This window comes from Streptomyces sp. CB02400 (assembly GCF_001905725.1).
Lineage (GTDB): Bacteria > Actinomycetota > Actinomycetes > Streptomycetales > Streptomycetaceae > Streptomyces > Streptomyces atrovirens.
Genome location: NZ_LIWB01000001.1, coordinates 694,522 through 714,058, shown reverse-complemented (window position 1 = coordinate 714,058; position 19,537 = coordinate 694,522). Strand labels below are relative to the sequence as shown.

Genomic DNA, 19,537 nt, shown 5'->3' with positions numbered 1-19,537 from the left:
CCGGGGACGGTCCCCGGCAACACCCGTCCGCAGTCTGCGGACGGGACGGTCAACGCGCGAACCCCTCCCAGAAGCAGGCCGCCGACCGGCCGCACACATCCGCGACCCGCGGGCGGGACGGTCATGGTGTGGCCCCTCGTGTCGAGGGCCGGTTGTCGGGGAGTCGGTCGAGGGCGTGCAGGACCTCGGCGGGGGTGATGCGGAGGAGGGCCGGGTCGGGGTGCCGGCCGTGGGGGTCGCCCTTCGGGCCGTGCCACAGGGGGAGGTGGCGGGGGTGTTCGGGCGGGCCCCACTGGGTGGGCGGGACGGGGCCGAAGAGGGTGACCGTCGGGGTGGCGTGGGCGACCGCCAGGTGGGCGATGCCGGTGTCGCCGCTGACGACGGCGCGGGCGCCGGCGACGAGCGCGGAGAGCCGGTCGAAGGGCAGGCCGCCGGCGAAGACGTCGGTGTCGGGCAGCCGGGCCTCCTTGGCGAGCCGCGCCACCAGGTCGTCCTCGTCCGCTCCCCCGGTGACCACCACCCGCAGCCCGCGCTCGTGCAGGGCCCCGGCGACGGTCGCGTACCGCTCCACGGGCCAGCACCGCGCGGGCGCTCCCGCGCCGGGGTGCAGGACGACCGCGCCGGGGGCGGGGGACGCGGCGTGCGGGCGGGGCAGCAGCAGGTCGGCGGGGTCGGCGTCGATGCCGTACGAGCGGAGCAGCCGGCACCAGCGGTCCCGTTCGTGTTCGTCCGCGTACCAGGGCGGGCCCTCGATCTCCGGGGCCTCCGGGTGCGCGAACGCGAGCAGCCGCAGGGGGCGCAGTTCCTGCAGCAGGCGGTGGCTGGGCGGCCCGTTGCCGTGCAGGTCCACGGCGACGTCCGGGGGCGGGCCGGTCCAGTCGAGGGCGCGGGGTACGGCCCGTCCGGGCGCGGCGGCGGGCAGCAGCCGGTCCACCGCTCCCGTGGCCTCGGCGACCGGGGCGAGTGCGGCGGGCGCCGCCAGTACGAGTTCGTGCCCGGGGAACCCCCGCCGCAGCGCCCGCAGCGCGGGAACCCCGGCGAGCAGGTCGCCGAGCCCGAGGGCCCGCAGGGCCAGGACCCGTGGCCGCTGTGTGTGCGTCTGTGTGTGCGTCTGTGCACGCGTCCCCTTCATCGCGGGGCCTCCGCGGCGCGGGTCAGCAGGCCGGTGGAGGAGCGGCCGTTCAGGTACGGCAGGAGGACCGCCTGGCCGCCCCACTCCTCCAGGAGGGGCGCCTCGGGCAGGTCGGTGGCGGCGTAGTCGCCGCCCTTGACCCAGACGTCGGGGCGCAGGCCGGACAGGAGGCGTTCGGGAGTGTCCTCGTCGAAGACGGCGACGGCGTCGACGCAGGCGAGGGCGCGCAGCACGCGGACGCGGTCGGTGAGCGGGTTGACCGGACGGCCCGCGCCCTTGCGACGCCGTACGGAGGCGTCGGAGTTGACGCAGACGACGAGGCAGTCGCCCAGCTCGCGGGCGGCCTGGAGCAGGCCGACGTGCCCGGCGTGCAGCAGGTCGAAGCAGCCGCCCGCCGCGACGACGGTGCCGTGGGCGGAGCGGACGCGGTCCGCGAGGGCGAACGGGTCGTCGCCGTCGGCCGGTCGTGGGGGCGGGGTGTCGGGCCGGGGCACGGCGCCCGCGCCGCCCGCCGCGACGAAGCCGGTCGCGGCGGCGACGGCGCCCTCGACGGCCTCCCCCACCAACGCCCCGTCGGCGAGCAGCCCGGCCGCGGTGGCGGCGAACCGGTCGCCGGCGCCGCAGCTGTCGTTGTGGTGGACGGACGCGGCCGGGACGAGCAGCGGGTGCTCGCCGTAGGAGAGGAGGGCGCCGCGCGCGCCGAGGGTGACCGCGACGGCTCCGGCCCGCCACTGCCGTACGAGCGTGGCGGCGCTGCGGGTGACGGCGGCGAGGTCCCTCCGTGGGGCGCCGTCCGCAGAGGTGACAGCGGCGGAATCACGACGCGGGATGCCGTCCGAAGGGGCGACGGCGGCGAAATCCCCGCGCGGGGCGCCGTCCGCAAGGGCGACGGCGGCGAGATCACGACGCGGGATGCCGTCCGCGGAGACGACGGCGTGTGCCTCCTTCTCGGCCGGGGTGACCAGGCGGGTGCCGGGCACCGGGGGGCCGCCGCGCGGGTGCGGGTCCCAGACCAGCGGGGGCCGGGCGGCCAGCACGTCGCGCAGCCGGTCGGCGGTGCCCCGGCCGTAGTCGGAGACCAGGACGTGGGGCGCGGCGAGAACGGCCTCGCGGGCCTCCTCGGTGGCCTCGCGGGCCCGCCCGTCCCCGCGGTCGAGGCGGGCCACGGGCCGGTCCGCCGCCAGTACCCGGGTCTTCTCCGGCAGCGGGCCGCTCAGCGGCAGTGGGATCAGCGTGACCCAGGGCGCCAGGAGCCGTTTCAGTTCCCGGCTCGCGGGGTCGTCGCCCGCACCGGCCACCAGGGTGACCTCGCGGCCGTCGCGGGCGGCGAGGTACGCGGTGAGGGCGGCGCCGCCGGGCCGGGTCGCCTCGCCGTAGTCGTCGACCACCGGCACGGGCGCGTCGGGCGCGAGCCGGGCGGCGTGGCCGGTCAGGTCGCGGTCGAGGAGGGCGTCGCCGACGACGAGCAGGGGTGCCTTGCCGCTCATGAGGCCTCCCGCCGGTCGGCCGGTGCGCGCCACCTTCCGCTCTCCAGCGCCGCGTCGAACGCCGCGCACACCATGTGCACCGCCACCAGGTGGAGTTCCTGGACGGTGGCCGACGTGGGCGCCTCCACGCACAGGGCCTCGTCGCTGCCCGCCGTCAGCGGGTTGGGGGCGGGTCCGGTGAGGGCCCACACGCGCACCCCGGCCGCGCGGGCGGCGTCGGCGGCGGACAGCAGGTTGGCGCTGGCGCCGCTGGTGGACAGCAGCATCAGGACGTCGCCGGGCCGGCCGTGGGCGCGGACCTGGCGGGCGAACACCGCGTCCACGCCGTAGTCGTTGGCGATGGCGGTGGTGCTGGAGGTGTCGGCGTGCAGGGCGATCGCGGAGAACGCGGGCCGGTCGTCGCGGTAGCGGCCGACGAGTTCCGCGGTCAGGTGCTGCGCCTGGGCCGCGCTGCCGCCGTTGCCCGCGGCCAGCAGCCGGCCGCCGCCGGCGAGCACGTCCACGAGCCGCTCGCCCCACCGCTCGGTGATGTGTGCGGAGTCGCGGAACGCCCGCAGGGCGTCCTGGAGTTCGTCGCAGTGTCCGGTCACGGGCGGGTGCACGGTCATCAGGCCACCTCTTCCGGTGTCGTGTGTGCGGTGAGCACCTGCCGGTGGACGTCCTCGACGCCGTCGGCGACGCGGTCCCAGGTGTAGTGGGCGAGCACGCGTGCGCGTCCGGCGGTGCCGTGGCGGCGGCGGAGCGGCTCGTCGGCGAGGAGTTCCCGTACGGCGGTGGCGACCGCGTCGGGGTCCTGCGGCGGGACCAGCCGGCCGGTGGTGCCGTCGGCGACGCTGTCGCGGTGGCCGCCGACGTCGGTGGCGACGACGGGGACACCGCACGCCATCGCCTCCAGCGGCACGATGCCGAACGGCTCGTAGTCGGGGGTGCACAGCACCAGGTCGGCGCTGCCGATGAGGGCGGGCATGGCGTCCGGGTCGACCGCGCCGAGCAGCCGCACCCGGTCGGCGACGCCGGCGCGGTGCGCGAGGTGCCACAGCCGCCGGGCCTCCGGTTCGCGGGAGAGCTGTCCGGTGGCGGGGCCGCCGGCGATGACGAGTTCGGTGTCCGGGATCCTCGTCAGCGCGCGGACGGCCTGGTCGTAGCCCTTGCGGCGGACCAGCCGGCCGCAGGCGAGCAGCCGGTGCCGGGCGCGGCGCGGCGGTACGGCGGTGCCGTCGGCGCCGGGACGGAAGTGGCCGGCGTCCACACCGCACGGCACCACCGACACGTGCCGTCCGGGCACCCCCATGGCGGCGAGTTCGTTCACCTCGTCGGTGCAGGTGGCCAGGATGCGGGCGCAGGTGCGGCCGATGTGCCGTTCGATGCCGAGGCGTTCGGGCGGGCTGGTGTCCCGCCGGCCCTGGTGGCGGCGCTTGACGGTGCCGAGGGCGTGGTACGTCTGCACGACCGGGATGCCGTGCGGGCGCGCGCCGAGCTGGGCGGCCAGGCCGGACATCCAGAAGTGGGCGTGCACGACGTCCGGCCTCTCCCGGCGCCAGGCCCGCGCGAGGTACGCGCCGAACGCGGGCATGTGGGGCAGCAGTTCGTCCTTGGGCACGGACTCGGGCGGTCCGGCGGGCACGTGCTCGACGACCGCTCCGCCGGGCAGCGGCACCCGGTCGGGCGGGCCGGTGGCGTCCCGGCGGGTGTACACGGTGACGTGGTGGCCGCGCCGGGCCAACTCCTCGCTGAGCCTTGCCACATACACGTTCTGGCCGCCGGCGTCGACGTCGCCGGGTGCGGCGAGCGGGCTCGCGTGTTCGGACACCATGGCGATCCTCATCGGGTCACCTCCTTCAGCAGCCGCTCCCAGTCGTCCAGGAAGCGGGGCAGTCCGTAGCGGGCGAGCGCCGTCGCGCGGGCGCGCTCACCGGTGCGGCGGGCGTGCGCCGGGTCGGCGACGAAGTCCCGTACGGCGTCGGTCAGTACGTCGATACGGTTGGACACCACACCGGCGCCGGGCGGTACGGCCTCGGTGACCTCGGTGGTGGCGAGGGCGACGACGGGCATGCCGAGGTGCATCGCCTCCAGCAGGGACAGGCCGAGGGAGGTCCAGCGCACGGGGTGGACGTAGACCCGGCGGCGGGCCAGCGCCTCGTGCAGTTCCGCCTGCGTCAGTTCGTACGAGCGGCAGCGGTCGGGGGGCAGGCCGAGGTGGCCGGCGAGGCCCTCGGTCCGCATGCCGAACACGTCGAGGGGTGCGGCGTCTGCGAAGGCCGGCAGCAGGTCGGTGCCGGTGGTACGGCCGCGTCGCACCGGTTCGTTGACGACGACGGCGGCGTGCGGGAGTTCGCCGGTCCACAGCGGTCCGGGGTCGACGATGCCGTGTTCGACGACGGTGGCGGGGGTGCCCCGGTCGTCCCACATCAGGCGGTTGAAGTGGGTGACGTGGACGAGGGTGACGCCGGGGATGTCCGCGGCGGGGTGGAGGGTGTCGGGCACGTCGCCGTGCGGTGCGTTGTGTTCGAGGTAGATCAGCGGCGGTCGACGGCCCAACCACCGGTCCACGAGGGCGAGTTCGTGGGGCCGTTGCAGGACGACGACGTCGATGTCCTCCTCGCGCAGGCGCTCCGGGGGCACCTCGACGACCGAGTCGGGCCAGTCGAAGGTGCGGGCGCGGCCGAGTCCGTCGGGTCCGCGGTCCGGGGTGACGGGGACGACGTAGGTGTGCGGGCCCCGCACGAAGGCCGTGGTCCACGACCCGTGCACATGCCACAGCAGGATCCTCATGTCACCTCCACGAGCTTGTCGACCGCCGCGACGACGTCGAGCGCGGTCACGGTGTCCAGGCAGGGATGGCCGGGTACGGGGCAGCGCCGGGCGCGGGTCCCGGCGCAGGGTGCGTCCTGGTCGCCGAGCAGCACGTACGGCACCCCGTACGGCCGCCAGCGCTCGGCGGGGACGACCGGCGCGAACAGGGACACCACCGGGGTGTCGACGGCGGCGGCGAGATGGGCGGGGCCGGTGTTGCCGGTGACCACGCAGGCGGCCCCGGCGAGCACTCCGGCGAGTTCGGCGGCTCCGGTACGGCCGCCGAGGTCGACGGCCCGGTCGCCGGCGACGTACGCGGTCAGGTCCCGTTCCCCCGCGCCGCCGGTGACGACCACCCGGCGTCCGGCGGCGGCGAGTTCGCGCACCGCCTGCGCGCAGCGGTCGGGGCTCCAGGCGCGGGTGGGCACGCTGGCGCCCGGGTGGACGACGACGTACTCCCCTTCCTCGAAGCCGGTCAGCGCCCCGGTCGCGGGCGGCGGGAGCACCCGCAGCCGTCCGTCGTCGACCCGGGGGAAACCGGCGGCCTCGGCGAGTTCGAGGGCGGCCTCGGCCTCGTGGGCGTGGGGGGCGCGGTGGTGGCGTACGTCGAGGAGGGAGCCGGGGTAGTCCTCGCTGTCGGCGGCGATGAAGCGGACGCCGGCCAGCCGCAGCAGCAGGGCGGTGGGCAGCGGGGACTGGTGGAAGGAGGTGAGGACCAGCGCGCTGTCGGCGTCGACGGCGGCGACGATGCCGTCGATCTCCTCCCGGCTGACCTCGGGCGGCTGGAACCCGGTCCAGGGCGAGTCCCAGACGAGCACCTCGTCCACACCGGGCAACAGTCGCGCGGCGGGCGCCCCGTGCGGCCCGCACAGCAGGGTCACGCTGTCGGCCCGGGCGGCGACGGCCCGCACGGCGGGCCCGGCGAGCAGCACGTCGCCGAAGCTGTCGAGCCGGGTGACGAGGGCTTTCACACGGACCTCCCCCGCAGCGGGCACTCCGCGCCGGAAGCGGGATCGGCCGGGGTCGCCGGTACGTCGCGGGCGGGGCCGACCGGGTGGCCTTCGGCGCCCGCCCCGGCGGCAAAGGTGCCGGCCTCGTCCGGGCCCGTGCTCCCCGGCGACGCGTCCTCGGCCGGGCCGGTGGGTGGTGGGGAGGCCGCGGGTTCGTCCCACGGTGGGGCGTTCAGGAGCAGGTGGACCGCTGTCGTGAGGTCCGGGGCCGCGTGGGGGGCCGCGGAGGTTTCCTCGGGGCGGGTTTGCGGGGTGGGGACGAGGACGGCGTGGGCGCCGGCGCGGTGCGCGGCCTCCACGTCGGCGCCGATGTCGCCGATGACGACGCAGTCGGCCGGGTTCGTACAGATGCGGCCGGCGGCCCAGAGGATCATGCCCGGCCGGGGTTTGCGGCAGTGGCAGCCGTCGTCGGGGCCGTGCGGGCACATGGCCCAGACGTCGAAGGGGCCGAGGAGTTCCTCGACGTGCCGGTTGACGCGGCGGGCGTCGGCCTCGGTGAGCAGTCCGCGCGCGATGCCGGACTGGTTGGTGACGACGCCGGTGCGGATGCCGCGGGCACGGAGCGCGTCGAGCGCGGCACGGGCGCCGTCGACGGGCCGTACCAGGCCGGGGTCGGCGTTGTAGGGGACGTCGTGGACCAGCGTGCCGTCGCGGTCGAACAGCACCGCCTTCACCGGGCTCATCGGGCCACCTCCTGCCAGGCCGGGGCGTTGCGGTGGCGCCAGGCCCCGGCCAGCCGGTGCCAGGTCGCGGTGGGCGGGATGACGACGCTGGTGGCCAGCATGGTCGTCACCTCGTCGCGGGTGCGCGGCCCGGGCACGATGCGGGCGCGGGCGAACTCGGCGGTTCCGGCGGCCCAGCCGAGCGCGCAGGCGGTGGCCGCCCGGCGGTGTCCGGCGGCGGCGAGGGCGCAGGCGGCGGCACCGGCGGCGGTGATCGCGGCGTGCCGGCGGATCCGGCCGCGCGGCGCGACCGCCTTGTCCCACCAGTCGGGGCCGTGCAGGTGCCGCATCAGGGCGTCGTCGGCGTTGCCGCGCTGCTGCCCCACCGACGCCCAGCGGGAGGCGGAGCGCACCGGGTGCAGCGTGGTGCGGCGGCCCTTGCGGATGCGCCAGCCGGCGTCGAGGAGGCGCAGCGCGAGGTCGGCGTCCTCGCGGAAGGCGCGGGGGAAGCGTTCGTCGAAGCCGCCGACCTCCACGAGGGCCTCGGTGCGGTAGGCCATGTCGGCGGTGATCCAGCGGGCCCGGGTGAGTCCTGCGGTGCCGCGTTCCCAGTCGGTGGGGCGGCGTTCGCCGGGCAGCGGCACGGTGATGACGCCCTGGACGCCGGCGGTGTCGGGGGTCGCCTCCTCGAGGTCCTGGACGAGCTGCGCGCACCAGTGCGGCCCCACCTGGACGTCGTCGTCGAGGAAGGCGACCCAGGGCGTGGTGACGGCGCGCAGTCCGGTGTTGCGTGCGGCGGCGGGCCCCCGGCCGCCGGTGGCGACGGTGGTGGTGCGTTCGCGCAGGTCGCCGAGGACGGTCAGCGCGTGGGCCAGCGCGTCGGGCGCGGGGTCGGGGTCGGGCCGGTCGTCGACGAGGACGATCTCGTCGGGGCGCGGCCCGCGCGCCGCGGCCAGCGCGGCGAGGCAGTCGGCGAGGGTGTCCCGCAGCAGGGTGGGGACCACGACGGCGTACGACGTCATCCGAACGCCCTCCCCCTGCGCACCGCGTAGGGCCCGATCGCGAGCAGGTCGACGGGGGCGGAGCCGAAGCACTCCAGGGCGTCGCGCGGGTCGTCGGCCATGGGCCGGCCGGCGGTGTTGAGGCTGGTGTTGACGACGACGGGCAGTCCGGTGCGCCGTTCGAAGCCGCGCAGCATCCGCGCGACCAGGGGTTCCCGTCCCTCTTCGACGGTCTGGATGCGGGCGGTGCCGTCGACGTGGACGACGGCCGGGACGCGGTCGCGCCACTCCGTCGCCACGTCGTGCACGAAGAGCATGTACGGACTGGGCAGCGGGCCCCCGGAGAACAGTTCGGCGGCGCGGTCGGCGAGGACCATCGGGGCGACGGGCCGGAACTCCTCGCGGCCCTTGACGTGGTTGAGCCGTTCGAGGTTCTCGGCGCGGCCTGGGTGGGCCAGCAGGGAGCGGTGGCCGAGGGCCCGCGGACCGTACTCGCTGCGGCCCTGGAACCAGGCGACGATGCCGTCCCGGGCCAGTTCCTCCGCGACGGTCTCGGCGATGTCGTCGGGGGTCTCGTAGGGGATCGCGGCCCGCTCCAGCCAGGCGCGCAGTTCGTCGTCGCTCCAGCCGCGCCCGAGGGCGGCGCCGGGCATGGGCTCGGGGGTGCTCTCCTGCGCGGCCAGGTGCAGGGCGCCGCCGAGCGCGGTGCCGGCGTCTCCGGCGGCGGGCTGCACCCACACGTTCCGGTACGGGCCGCGCGCGGCGATCGCCGAGTTGGCGACGCAGTTGAGGGCGACGCCGCCCGCCATGGTGAGCGCCTCGCCGCCGGCCTCCCGGTGCAGCCAGTGCGCGAGCTCCAGCAGCACCTCCTCCAGGACGGCCTGGGCGCTCGCGGCGAGGTCGGCGTGGTCCCGGGTCCACGGTTCGTCCTTCGCGCGGGGCGGGGCGAGGGCGGACCAGTCGACGCCGTGGGCGCGGAAGCCGCCGTGGCCGGTGGGGTGGATGTCCTCGCGCAGCCGGGCGAGGTGGCGCGGGGTGCCGTAGGAGGCGAGGGCCATCACCTTGTACTCGTCGCTGCTGCGCAGGAAACCGAGGTGCGCGGTGAGCTCCTCGTAGACCAGGCCGAGGGAGTCGGGCAGCGCCTGGGTGGCGAGGGTGTCGAGTTTGCCGTCGCGGTAGCGGCCGGCCAGGTGGGAGGTGGCCTCCCCGCGGCCGTCGAGGACCAGGACGGCGCTGTCGGGGTGCGGGGAGGCGGGTCCGGCGGAGGCGGCGTGGGCGACGTGGTGCGGGACGAAGACGACCCGGGCGGGGTCGAGTCCGGGCAGCGCCTCGGCGAGGAACTCCGGGGCGCGGCGGGCGTATTCCAGGCGCAGCGGGTCCCAGGGGTCGTCGAGGCCCAGGTCGCGGGCGGGCCGGGCGAGCGACGGGTCGAAGGAGTAGGTGACGGCGTCCAGGTCCCCGGGGCTCAGCCCCGCCTGTTCCAGGCACCAGCGCGCGGACCGCTCGGGCAGTTCCCAGGCGGAGAAGGGCAGCGGGCGTTTGCCGTGTTTGCGCCGGCTGAAGCGCTCCTCCTCGGCCGCCGCCACCGTCCGGCCGTCGACGAGCAGCGCGGCGGCGGGGTCGTGGAACAGGGCGTTGATACCGAGGATGCGCATGTGGAGGGTGCTCCGTCCCTGCGAAAAGCGAGTACTGCGGGGGTGCGGGTGCCGCACTCGCAGTTGTCTCAAACACATGGAGACAACTCGAACCGTTTTGCATGAGTACGCACCTGTATGCACCGGCGCCGTGCGTAGGGCAACCGCGCAGGTCGGGACGGGTGAGGCGGATCAGGCGGCCACGGACCGCGAGAACCAGCCGACGGTGAGTCCGAGTCCTTCGTTCCAGCCGGTCCGGGGCCGCCAGCCCAGGCGTTCACGGGCCAGCCGGGTGTCGGGCCGGCGCCGGGCGGGGTCGTCCACGGGGCGGTCCACGAACCGGATCCGGGAGCCGGACCCGGTCAGCTCGATGATGCGGCGGGCGAGCTCCAGCACGGTGATCTCCTCGCCGCCGCCGATGTTCACGGGGCCGGTCTCGCGGGAGGCGGCCAGGGCGAGGACGCCGGTGACGGTGTCGTCGACGTAGCACAGGGAGCGGGTCTGGCCGCCGTCGCCGGCGACGGTGAGCGGCACCCCGTCCAGGGCCTGCGCGACGAAGGTGGGGACGGCGCGGCCGTCGCCGGTGCGCATGCGGGGGCCGTAGGTGTTGAAGACGCGCACGATGGCGGTGTCGGTGCCGTGCACCTGGCGGTGGGCGGTGACCAGGGCCTCGGCGAAGCGCTTGGACTCGTCGTAGACGCTGCGCGGCCCGATGGGATTGACGTTGCCCCAGTAGGTCTCGCGCTGCGGGTGCTCCAGCGGGTCGCCGTACACCTCGGAGGTGGAGGCGAGGACGAGGCGCGCGCCGTCGGTGCGGGCCCGTTCCAGGGCGTTGCGGGTGCCGGTGCTGCCGACGTCGAGGGTCTCCAGGGGCAGCCGCAGGTAGTCGGCGGGCGAGGCGGGGCAGGCGAAGTGCAGGACGAGGTCGAAGCGGCCGGGCAGGGCGGCGAGGGCCCCGGGGTCGGTGGCGTCGGCGCGGACGAAGCGGAAGCCGCGGTGCCGTTCCAGTTCGGCGATGTTGGTCCGGGCTCCGGTGGCCAGGTTGTCCAGGCACACGACCTCGGTACCGGCTCCGACCAGACGCGCGCACAGGTGGGATCCGACGAATCCCGCTCCGCCGGTCACCAGGGCCCGGCGCCAGGTGTGTTCGCTCACGGGGCTCTCCTCGCTCTCGTCGTCCGTGTCGGCGCGAGTAACCCGGTGACGACTCTCACACTCCCCCACCTCCCTGCGAGAGAGCACGCAAAACGGACTATACATACCGTGTATAGACAATGTGTACAGTCCGGCCATGCCTTCTCTGACCAGGAAGATGAAAAAAACGGGGACCGCGTTCCGGGCGACCGCGGCCGTGGTCGCGGCCACGGCTCTGACGTCGGCGCTGACCGGCTGTACGCGGCTGGAGACGACCGCCCCCAGCGCCGTCCGCGCCACCGACGTCCAGGCCCGTTTCGGCACCGTCGACTGCCGCGAGGTCAAGTGCATCGCGCTGACCTTCGACGCCGGGCCGAGCGAGCACTCCGCGCGGCTGCTGGACATCCTGAAGGAGGAACAGGTCCCGGCGACCTTCTTCCTGCTGGGCAGGCGGCACATCGAGCGGTACCCGGAGCTGGTCCGGCGGATGGCCGACGAGGGGCACGAGGTGGCCAACCACACCTGGACCCACCGCCGTCTGACGGAGCTGGAACCGGACGAGATACGTGAGGAACTCGAGCGCACCGACGAGGAGATAGAACGCCTCACGGGCCGCCGTCCCACCCTCATGCGTCCGCCGCAGGGCCGCACCGACGACACGGTGCACGACATCAGCCGCGAGCTGGGCCTGTCGGAGGTGCTGTGGAGCGTCACCGCGAAGGACTACACGACCACTGACTCCGACCTCATCACCCGCCGCGTCCTCGCCAAGGCCTCACGCGACGGCATCATCCTGCTCCACGACCTCTACGACGGCACGGTCCCGGCCGTCCCCGGCATCATCGCCGAGCTGAAGAAGCGGGGCTATGTGTTCGTCACGGTCCCTCAGCTCCTCGCCCCGGGGAAGGCGGAACCGGGCGAGGTGTACCGGTAGTACCGGAGCGCCGGGGACTGGGCCGGGCAGGTGACCCGTACCCGGACGCGTCGATGAGCGGGCCGGATTCCCTAGGATCCCCCCGTGGCCACCTTCCAGCTCCAGCGCACGGCGCCCCTGTCCCTCGACGAGGCCTGGCGCCGACTCACGACGTGGCCCCGCCACGGGGAGGCGGTCCCCCTGACCCGGATGACGGTGACCACTCCCCCGCCCACCGGCGAGGGCACGAGGATCGTCGCCCGCACGGGCCTCGGCCCGCTCTCCTTCGACGACCCGATGGACGTGACGGTGTGGCAGCCCCCGGCGGACGACTCCCCGGGGTTCTGCCGCCTGGAGAAGCGCGGCCGGGTCGTCACCGGCTGGGCGGAGATCGAGGTACGCCCCGGTCCGGGCGGCCGGGCGCGGGTGGTGTGGCGGGAGGACATCGGCGTCCGCTTCCTGCCCTCCGCCTTCGAGGCGGTCCTGGCACGGGCGGGCCGCCGGGTGTTCGGGCGGGCGGTGAACCGGCTGCTGCGGCAGGCCTGAGGGCTCCGGGGCGCTCAGGCCACCGACCCGATCCGGCCCGCCGGTCCGGGCCCGCTGTCGTGGTGGATCGGGGTGTGGGCCCCGGTGAGGGACACGCCGCTGCCGCCGCGCCGGTCGGCGACGATCTCCGCCGCGATGGACAGCGCCGTCTCCTCCGGGGTGCGGGCGCCCAGGTCCAGGCCGATCGGTGACCGGAGGCGGGCCAGTTCGAGGTCGGTCACGCCGACCTCGCGCAGGCGCGCGTCGCGGTCCAGGTGGGTGCGGCGGGAGCCCATGGCGCCGACGTACGCCACCGGCAGCCGCAGCGCCAGTTTCAGCAGCGGTACGTCGAACTTCGCGTCGTGGGTCAGCACGCACAGCACCGTGCGGGCGTCGACGGGCGTGCGCTCCAGGTACGTGTGCGGCCACTCGACGACGATCTCGTCGGCCTCGGGGAAGCGGGCCTTCGTGGCGAAGACGGGGCGTGCGTCGCACACCGTGACGTGGTGGCCGAGGAACTTGCCCACCCGGACCAGTGCCGCGGCGAAGTCGATCGCACCGAAGACGATCATCCGGGGCGGGGGCACCGAGGACTCGACCAGCAGGGTGAGCGGCGCTCCGCAACGCGAGCCCTGCTCTCCGATCTCCAGGGTGCCGGTGCGGCCGGCGTCCAGGAGGGCGCCCGCCTCGGCGGCCACCGTACGGTCCAGTTCCGGGTGAGCGCCGAAGCCGCCCTCGTACGAGCCGTCCGGGCGGACCGTCAGCGCGCGGCCCAGCAGCTCCGCCGGGCCGCTCACGATCCGCGCCACCGCCACCGCCTCCCCGCGCGCGGCGGCGGCCAGCGCGGACGCGAGCACCGGGCGGGCGGGGTCCGCCGCCCGCACCGGTGTGACCATGATGTCGATGACCCCGCCGCAGGTCAGACCCACGGCGAAGGCGTCCTCGTCGCTGTAGCCGAAGCGCTCCAGGACGGTGTCGCCGTCCCTCAGCGCCTGCTCGCACAGCTCGTACACCGCGCCCTCCACGCAACCGCCCGATACCGAGCCGATCGCCGTGCCGTCGGCGTCCACCGCGAGCGCGGCCCCAGGTTGGCGGGGCGCGCTGCCGCCGACCGCCACCACGGTGGCCACCGCGAAGTCACGGCCCTGCCCGGCCCACCGGTCCAGTTCCTCGGCGACGTCCAGCATCTCTCGCTCTCCTCGACTGCGGTTGCGTGACAGGTTCCCGCGAACGGCGGCTAGCGCACGCCCAGCCAGCTCTCGATCGGGGCGAGGGCGAAGTAGACGACGAAGATCAGCGTCAGGCCCCACATGAAGGCCCCGATCTCCCGCGCCTTGCCCTGGGCGGCCTTGATCGCGGCGTACGAGATGACCCCGGCTGCGACACCCGCCGTGATGGAGTACGTGAACGGCATGATCACCACCGTCAGGAACACCGGGATCGCGGTGGCGCGGTCGGCCCAGTCGACATGGCGGGCGTTCATCATCATCATCGCGCCGATCACCACCAGCGCGGCGGCGGCGACCTCGCCCGGCACGATCGCCGTCAGCGGGGTGAAGAACAGGCAGGCGGCGAAGAAGAGCCCGGTGACGACGGAGGACAGGCCGGTACGGGCCCCCTCGCCGACGCCGGTCGCCGACTCGACGAACACCGTCTGCCCGGAGGCCCCGGAGACACCGCCGATCGCGCCGCCGGCGCCGTCGATGAACAGCGCCTTGGACAGGCCCGGCATCCGGCCCTTGTCGTCGGCGAGCTTCGCCTCGGTGCCGACGCCGATGATCGTCGCCATCGCGTCGAAGAAGCCGGCGAGGACGAGCGTGAACACGATCATGCCGACCGTCATCGCGCCGACCTCGCCCCAGCCGCCGAACTCGACGTCCCCGAAGACCGAGAAGTCGGGCATCGAGACCGCGCTGCCGTGCAGTTCGGGGGCGCCGCTCGCCCACTGCTTCGGGTCGATGACCCCGAACGCGTTGAGCGCGACGGCGAGTACGGTGCCGCCGACGATTCCGATCAGGATGGCGCCGGGGATGCCGCGCGCCTGGAGCATGAAGACGGCGAGGAGGGTGACGGCGAACAGGAGCACCGGCCAGCCGGCCAGTTCGCCCGCCGGGCCGAGGACGACCGGGGTCGCCTCGCCCTGGTGCACGAAGCCGGCCTTGTAGAAGCCGATCAGGGCGACGAACAGGCCGATGCCCATGGTGATCGCGTGCTTGAGCGCGAGCGGGATCGCGTTCATGATCATCTCGCGTAGGCCGGTGACCACGAGCAGCATGATGACCACGCCGTACATCACGCACATGCCCATGGCCTGCGGCCAGGTCATCACGGGCGCGACCTGCGAGGCGAGCACGCCGGAGACCGAGAGGCCGGCGGCGAGGGCGAGCGGCACCTTGCCGAAGAAGCCCATCAGGAGCGTGGTGAGGGCGGCGGCGAAGGCGGTCGCCGTGATCAGGGCGGTGCGGCCGAGGGTGTCTCCGGCGGCGTCCTGGCCGGAGAGTATGAGGGGGTTGAGGAGGAGGATGTACGCCATCGCCATGAAGGTGGTGACGCCGCCGCGTACTTCACGGGCGACGGTGGATCCTCTGTGGGTGATGTGGAAGTACCGGTCGAGCCAGGAACGGCCGGCGGGGACGCGGGTTCCCGCGCCCGCGTCGTCGGCGGTCGTCACCGGCTCGAGTGACTGCTGGGTCATGTGGGCCTGCTCCCAAGGTTCATAGGGGCACCCGGACGCTGCCGCTTGGGGCAGGGTCGGGATTTGGGGAGGTGCACGACCCGGGGGACGGCCCGAGACGAACAGGTGTACGGCGCTGGGGGCGACCGGGGGTGGGGTCGCCTGCCCGGCGTCGGGGTGCCGCTGCGCCCACCCGTGCCGCCCCGGGGGCGCCTCCCAGGCCTTTAAGGCACTGGGGGGGGAGGCACGACTGCCCGCAGCGGCGGCGGGGGTGTGGCGGTGTGCCGCACGCTGACCGCGGCGGCGGTGGGGTTGTTGCGGGGTGCCGCACGCTGACCGCGGCGGCGGGTGGTGTTGCCACGTGCCGCTTGCTGCCCGCAGCGAGCGGCGGGGCTGTGCGGGGTGCCGCGCGATTGCCCGCGGCGGCACAGGGGTTACACGGTCCCGGTGAGGTGTTCCGGGCGTACCGGGGTTCTGTTGAGCTCCAGGCCCGTGGCGTTGCGGATGGCTGCCAGGACCGCGGGAGTCGAGGACAGGGTGGGGGCCTCGCCGATGCCTCGCAGGCCGTAGGGGGCGTGGTCGTCGGCGAGTTCCAGGACGTCGACGGGGATGGTCGGGGTGTCGAGGATGGTGGGGATGAGGTAGTCCGTGAAGGACGGGTTGCGTACCTTCGCGGTCTTCGGGTCGACGACGATCTCCTCCATGACCGCCACGCCCAGGCCCTGGGTGGTGCCACCCTGGATCTGGCCGATGACGGACAGCGGGTTGAGCGCCTTGCCGACGTCCTGCGCGCAGGCCAGTTCGATGACCTTCACCAGGCCGAGTTCGGTGTCGACCTCGACGACGGCGCGGTGCGCGGCGAAGGAGTACTGGACGTGGCCGTTGCCCTGGCCGGTGCGCAGGTCGAAGGGTTCGGTCGGCCGGTGCCGCCACTCCTCCTCGACCTCGACGGCCTCGTCACCGAGGACGTCCACCAGGTCGGCGAGCACCTCGCCGCCGTCGGTGACGACCTTGCCGCCCTCCAGCAGGAGTTCGGCACTCGCCCAGGCCGGGTGGTACGACCCGAACCTGCGCCGGCCGAGTTCCAGCACCTTCTCGCGGACCAGTTCGCAGGCGTTCTTGACCGCGCCGCCGGTGACGTACGTCTGCCTCGACGCGGAGGTCGAACCGGCCGAACCCACCTGTGTGTTGGCCGGGTGGATGGTCACCTGACCGACGCCCAGCTCGGTGCGGGCGATCTGCGCGTGGACGGTGACACCGCCCTGGCCGACCTCCGCCATCGCGGTGTGCACGGTGGCGATCGGCTCCCCGCCGACCACCTCCATCCGCACCCGCGCGGTGGAGTAGTCGTCGAAGCCCTCGGAGAAGCCGACGTTCTTGATGCCGACCGCGTAGCCGACACCGCGTACGACGCCTTCGCCGTGCGTGGTGTTGGACAGGCCGCCCGGGAGCTGGCGCACGTCGGCGCCCTCGCTGGACTCCCACTGGCGCTCCGGTGGCATGGGCATCGCCTTGACGCGGCGCAGGAGTTCGGCGACCGGTGCCGGGGAGTCGACGGGCTGCCCGGTGGGCATGAGCGTGCCCTGCTCCATGGCGTTGCGCTGCCTCAGCTCCACCGGGTCGATGCCGAGCCGCGCCGCCAGCTTGTCCATCTGCGCCTCGTACGCGAAACACGCCTGCACCGCGCCGAAGCCGCGCATGGCGCCGCAGGGCGGGTTGTTGGTGTAGAGGGCGACGGCCTCGATGTCGACGTCGTCGACGACGTACGGGCCGACGCCGAGCGAGGAGGCGTTGCCGACCACGGCCGGGGAGGCGGAGGCGTACGCGCCGCCGTCGAGGACGATGCGGCACTTGACGTGGGTCAGCTTGCCGTCCGCCGTGGCGCCGTGCTCGTAGAACAGCTTGGCCGGGTGGCGGTGGACGTGGCCGAAGAAGGACTCGAAACGGTTGTAGACGATCTTGACGGGCTTGCCGGTGCGCAGGGCCAGCAGGCAGGCGTGGATCTGCATCGACAGGTCCTCGCGTCCGCCGAACGCGCCGCCGACGCCGGCCAGGGTCATCCGTACCTTGTCCTCGGGCAGGCCGAGGACGGGCGCGATCTGGCGCAGGTCGGAGTGGAGCCACTGGGTGGCGATGTAGAGGTGGACGCCGCCGTCCTCCTCGGGCACGGCGAGGCCGGACTCGGGGCCGAGGAAGGCCTGGTCCTGCATGCCGAAGGTGTACTCGCCCTCGACGATCACGTCCGCGCGGCGCCGGGCCGCGTCCACGTCGCCGCGCACGATGGGCTGACGGTGGACGATGTTGGGGTGCGGGACGTGGCCGCTGTGGTGGTCGTCGCGGTTCTCGTGGACGAGGACCGCGTCGGGTGCGGTGGCGGAGGCCTCGTCGGTGATGACGGGGAGGTCTCGGTAGTCGACCTTGATCTTGGCGGCGGCGCGGCGGGCGGTCTCCGGGTGGTCGGCGGCGACGATCGCGACCGGTTCGCCGTGGTGGCGGACCTTGCCGTGCGCGAGGACGGGGGTGTCCTGGATCTCCAGACCGTAGTTCTTCACATCGGTCGGCAGGTCGTCGTACGTCATCACGGCGTAGACGCCGGGGGTGGCGAGGGCCTCACTGGTGTCGATCGACACGATCTCGGCGTGGGCGACGGTGGAGCGCAGGATGTGGCCCCACAACATGTCCTCGTGCCACATGTCGGAGGAGTACGCGAACTCGCCGGTGACCTTGAGGGTGCCGTCCGGGCGGAGGGTGGACTCGCCGATGCCGCCCCTGGTCCCCGAGCCCTGCGTGATCTTGGTGGGAACACCGTTCGTCGGCATGCTCAGACCCCCTCGGACTGGCGGGCGGCGGCCAGGCGGACCGCGTCCATGATCTTCTCGTAGCCGGTGCAGCGGCACAGGTTGCCCGACAGGGCCTCGCGGATGTCCGCGTCGGTCGGGTCGGGGTTGCGCTCCAGCATCTCGTCGGCGGCGACCAGCAGACCCGGCGTGCAGAAGCCGCACTGGACGGCGCCGGCGTCGATGAACGCCTGCTGGACCGGGGAGAGCTCGCCGCCCTCGCCGGTCTGCGAGTCGGTGCCCTCGGCCTGCCACCCCTTGGCCTCGTCCAGCGAGGTGCCGCGGGTGCCGGTGCCGCAGGAGCGCTGCTCGGCGAAGTCCGCCAGGCCCTCCACGGTGACGACCTCGCGGCCCTGGACCTGACCGGCGGCGACGAGACAGGAGCACACGGGCACGCCGTCGAGCCGGACGGTGCACGATCCGCACTCACCCTGCTCGCAGGCGTTCTTGGAACCGGGCAGGCCGAGCCGCTCGCGCAGCACGTACAGCAGGGACTCGCCCTCCCAGACGTCGTCGGCCTCCTGGGGGCGTCCGTTGACGGTGAAGTCGATGCGCATTACGCGGCTCCCTCCGTGATGCGGCGGGCGTCGCGGTACGACTCCCAGGTCCAGGTCAGGGTGCGGCGGGCCATGACACCGACCGCGTGACGGCGGTAGCTCGCGGTGCCGCGCACGTCGTCGATCGGGTTGCAGGCGCCGGCGCACAGGTCGGCGAACCGCTTCGCGACGGAGGGGGTGATGATCTTCCCGTTGTCCCAGAAGCCGCCCTCCTCCAGCGCCGCGTTCAGGAACTCCTCGGCGGCCTGCGCCCGGATGGGCGTGGGAGCGGCCGAACCGATCCCCGTACGCACCGTCCGCGTCCCGGGATGCAGGGCAAGGCCGAAGGCGCACACGGCGATGACCATGGCGTTGCGGGTGCCGACCTTGGAGTACTGCTGGGGTCCTTCGGCCTTCTTGATGTGGACGGCGCGGATCAGCTCGTCGGGCGCCAGCGCGTTGCGCTTCACGCCGGTGTAGAACGCGTCGATGGGGATGCGGCGCGACCCGCGCACCGACTCCACCTCGACCTCGGCGCCGGCGGCGAGCAGCGCCGGGTGGGCGTCGCCGGCCGGGGAGGCGGTGCCGAGGTTGCCGCCGACGCCGCCGCGGTTGCGGATCTGCGGGGAGGCGACCGTGTGGGAGGCGAGGGCGAGACCCGGCAGCTCGGCGCGCAGGTGCTCCATGATCTTCGAGTACGGGACGGAGGCACCGAGCCGTACGCTGTCCTCGCCGACCTCCCATTCGTACAGGTCGCCGACGCGGTTCAGGTCCATCAGGTACTCGGGCCGGCGGTGGTCGAAGTTGATCTCGACCATCACGTCGGTGCCACCCGCAATCGGCACAGCGGCGGGGTGCTCGGCCTTCGCGGCGAGCGCCTCCTCCCAGCTGGCGGGGCGAAGGAAGTCCATGACCGGCTCTCTTCTTCGTCTCGTGGGGCGTACGGATCAAGCCAATCCGTGTGCGGCGGGCCCGGCTCGTTCCTGTGCGGTTCACTCGGAGTGCGGCCAGTACACCGCCGTGCGCTCCGCTGGGGTCAGTCACGGAAACCATGAAGGAGTTGGCTGGCCAGCGAGGGCATCTTGTAGATTCGTATGAACGGAGGTCCTCTGTAGCCTCCCCACCTTCCTCCGGAAACAGGGGACACGGTCCAGGACACGGCCGACACCGCTGATCAGCCACCCGACGGGCCCTCTCCG

Annotated in this window: 17 protein-coding genes; 2 read left to right on the top strand and 15 right to left on the bottom strand. The window is 74.2% G+C overall.

Annotation, left to right across the window (positions count from 1 at the left end):
* Positions 1-121: 121 nt before the first annotated feature.
* From AMK33_RS02995 to AMK33_RS02950, 10 genes are all read right to left on the bottom strand, one after another.
* On the bottom strand, positions 122-1,132 hold the full coding sequence (locus AMK33_RS02995; protein ID WP_073931085.1) for a glycosyltransferase family 9 protein: 1,011 nt from the start codon (positions 1,130-1,132) through the stop codon (positions 122-124).
* The gene (gene rfaE2, locus AMK33_RS02990) at positions 1,129-2,619 is read right to left on the bottom strand and encodes a D-glycero-beta-D-manno-heptose 1-phosphate adenylyltransferase (RefSeq protein WP_073931500.1); all 1,491 of its coding nucleotides are present in this window, start codon (positions 2,617-2,619) and stop codon (positions 1,129-1,131) included. Before rfaE2 ends, AMK33_RS02995 begins: the two co-directional genes overlap by 4 nt.
* Positions 2,616-3,227, bottom strand: coding sequence for a D-sedoheptulose-7-phosphate isomerase (locus AMK33_RS02985; protein WP_073931084.1), 612 nt, complete (start codon positions 3,225-3,227; stop codon positions 2,616-2,618). The genes rfaE2 and AMK33_RS02985 overlap by 4 nt, the downstream gene beginning before the upstream one ends.
* Positions 3,227-4,444, bottom strand: coding sequence for a glycosyltransferase (locus AMK33_RS02980; protein WP_073931083.1), 1,218 nt, complete (start codon positions 4,442-4,444; stop codon positions 3,227-3,229). The genes AMK33_RS02985 and AMK33_RS02980 overlap by 1 nt, the downstream gene beginning before the upstream one ends.
* Positions 4,441-5,391 carry a glycosyltransferase gene (locus AMK33_RS02975; protein WP_073931082.1) on the bottom strand — a complete coding sequence of 317 codons (951 nt, stop codon included), beginning with the start codon at positions 5,389-5,391 and terminating at the stop codon, positions 4,441-4,443. Before AMK33_RS02975 ends, AMK33_RS02980 begins: the two co-directional genes overlap by 4 nt.
* The gene (locus tag AMK33_RS02970) at positions 5,388-6,383 is read right to left on the bottom strand and encodes a glycosyltransferase family 9 protein (RefSeq protein WP_073931081.1); all 996 of its coding nucleotides are present in this window, start codon (positions 6,381-6,383) and stop codon (positions 5,388-5,390) included. The genes AMK33_RS02975 and AMK33_RS02970 overlap by 4 nt, the downstream gene beginning before the upstream one ends.
* Complete coding sequence (locus AMK33_RS02965) at positions 6,380-7,105, bottom strand: D-glycero-alpha-D-manno-heptose-1,7-bisphosphate 7-phosphatase (protein ID WP_073931080.1); 726 nt, start codon at positions 7,103-7,105, stop codon at positions 6,380-6,382. The genes AMK33_RS02970 and AMK33_RS02965 overlap by 4 nt, the downstream gene beginning before the upstream one ends.
* Positions 7,102-8,106, bottom strand: coding sequence for a glycosyltransferase family 2 protein (locus tag AMK33_RS02960; protein WP_073931079.1), 1,005 nt, complete (start codon positions 8,104-8,106; stop codon positions 7,102-7,104). The genes AMK33_RS02965 and AMK33_RS02960 overlap by 4 nt, the downstream gene beginning before the upstream one ends.
* Positions 8,103-9,740 (bottom strand): carbamoyltransferase family protein, encoded by a 1,638-nt coding sequence (locus tag AMK33_RS02955; RefSeq protein WP_073931078.1) that lies wholly within the window; start codon positions 9,738-9,740, stop codon positions 8,103-8,105. The genes AMK33_RS02960 and AMK33_RS02955 overlap by 4 nt, the downstream gene beginning before the upstream one ends.
* A 171-nt stretch (positions 9,741-9,911) precedes the next feature.
* Positions 9,912-10,874 (bottom strand): NAD-dependent epimerase/dehydratase family protein, encoded by a 963-nt coding sequence (locus AMK33_RS02950; protein ID WP_073931077.1) that lies wholly within the window; start codon positions 10,872-10,874, stop codon positions 9,912-9,914.
* A 136-nt stretch (positions 10,875-11,010) separates the two neighbouring features.
* On the opposite strand from AMK33_RS02950, the gene AMK33_RS02945 reads away from it, so the two are divergent.
* Positions 11,011-11,787 (top strand): polysaccharide deacetylase family protein, encoded by a 777-nt coding sequence (locus AMK33_RS02945; protein ID WP_079194717.1) that lies wholly within the window; start codon positions 11,011-11,013, stop codon positions 11,785-11,787.
* An 84-nt stretch (positions 11,788-11,871) separates the two neighbouring features.
* The gene (locus AMK33_RS02940) at positions 11,872-12,312 is read left to right on the top strand and encodes an SRPBCC family protein (RefSeq protein ID WP_073931075.1); all 441 of its coding nucleotides are present in this window, start codon (positions 11,872-11,874) and stop codon (positions 12,310-12,312) included.
* 14 nt (positions 12,313-12,326) lie between these two features.
* Here AMK33_RS02940 and AMK33_RS02935 read toward each other — a convergent pair whose 3' ends face one another.
* The 5 genes from AMK33_RS02935 to AMK33_RS02915 all read right to left on the bottom strand — a co-directional run bounded on the left by AMK33_RS02935 (position 12,327) and on the right by AMK33_RS02915 (position 19,249).
* Positions 12,327-13,478 carry an XdhC family protein gene (locus AMK33_RS02935; RefSeq protein ID WP_073931074.1) on the bottom strand — a complete coding sequence of 384 codons (1,152 nt, stop codon included), beginning with the start codon at positions 13,476-13,478 and terminating at the stop codon, positions 12,327-12,329.
* Positions 13,479-13,528: 50 nt separating this feature from the next.
* Positions 13,529-14,986, bottom strand: coding sequence for an NCS2 family permease (locus AMK33_RS02930; RefSeq protein WP_073931073.1), 1,458 nt, complete (start codon positions 14,984-14,986; stop codon positions 13,529-13,531).
* 413 nt (positions 14,987-15,399) lie between these two features.
* Positions 15,400-17,784: a xanthine dehydrogenase family protein molybdopterin-binding subunit gene (locus AMK33_RS02925; RefSeq protein ID WP_073931072.1), complete on the bottom strand. Its 2,385-nt coding sequence runs from the start codon at positions 17,782-17,784 to the stop codon at positions 15,400-15,402.
* Positions 17,785-17,786: 2 nt separating this feature from the next.
* Positions 17,787-18,359, bottom strand: a complete 573-nt coding sequence (locus AMK33_RS02920) for a (2Fe-2S)-binding protein (protein WP_073931071.1) — start codon at positions 18,357-18,359, stop codon at positions 17,787-17,789.
* The gene (locus tag AMK33_RS02915; RefSeq protein ID WP_073931070.1) at positions 18,359-19,249 is read right to left on the bottom strand and encodes an FAD binding domain-containing protein; all 891 of its coding nucleotides are present in this window, start codon (positions 19,247-19,249) and stop codon (positions 18,359-18,361) included. The genes AMK33_RS02920 and AMK33_RS02915 overlap by 1 nt, the downstream gene beginning before the upstream one ends.
* Positions 19,250-19,537: the final 288 nt, after the last annotated feature.

Bases quoted from the DNA above. Each gene is read 5' to 3' on its own strand.
- AMK33_RS02965 (WP_073931080.1), bottom strand. From the start codon at position 7,105: ATGAGCCCGGTGAAGGCGGTGCTGTTCGACCGCGACGGCACGCTGGTC.
- AMK33_RS02935 (WP_073931074.1), bottom strand. From the start codon at position 13,478: ATGCTGGACGTCGCCGAGGAACTGGACCGGTGGGCCGGGCAGGGCCGT.
- AMK33_RS02930 (WP_073931073.1), bottom strand. From the start codon at position 14,986: ATGACCCAGCAGTCACTCGAGCCGGTGACGACCGCCGACGACGCGGGC.
- AMK33_RS02925 (WP_073931072.1), bottom strand. From the start codon at position 17,784: ATGCCGACGAACGGTGTTCCCACCAAGATCACGCAGGGCTCGGGGACC.
- AMK33_RS02980 (WP_073931083.1), bottom strand. From the start codon at position 4,444: ATGAGGATCGCCATGGTGTCCGAACACGCGAGCCCGCTCGCCGCACCC.
- AMK33_RS02915 (WP_073931070.1), bottom strand. From the start codon at position 19,249: ATGGACTTCCTTCGCCCCGCCAGCTGGGAGGAGGCGCTCGCCGCGAAG.
- AMK33_RS02955 (WP_073931078.1), bottom strand. From the start codon at position 9,740: ATGCGCATCCTCGGTATCAACGCCCTGTTCCACGACCCCGCCGCCGCG.
- AMK33_RS02920 (WP_073931071.1), bottom strand. From the start codon at position 18,359: ATGCGCATCGACTTCACCGTCAACGGACGCCCCCAGGAGGCCGACGAC.
- AMK33_RS02985 (WP_073931084.1), bottom strand. From the start codon at position 3,227: ATGACCGTGCACCCGCCCGTGACCGGACACTGCGACGAACTCCAGGAC.
- AMK33_RS02975 (WP_073931082.1), bottom strand. From the start codon at position 5,391: ATGAGGATCCTGCTGTGGCATGTGCACGGGTCGTGGACCACGGCCTTC.
- AMK33_RS02995 (WP_073931085.1), bottom strand. From the start codon at position 1,132: ATGAAGGGGACGCGTGCACAGACGCACACACAGACGCACACACAGCGG.
- rfaE2 (WP_073931500.1), bottom strand. From the start codon at position 2,619: ATGAGCGGCAAGGCACCCCTGCTCGTCGTCGGCGACGCCCTCCTCGAC.
- AMK33_RS02960 (WP_073931079.1), bottom strand. From the start codon at position 8,106: ATGACGTCGTACGCCGTCGTGGTCCCCACCCTGCTGCGGGACACCCTC.
- AMK33_RS02945 (WP_079194717.1), top strand. From the start codon at position 11,011: ATGCCTTCTCTGACCAGGAAGATGAAAAAAACGGGGACCGCGTTCCGG.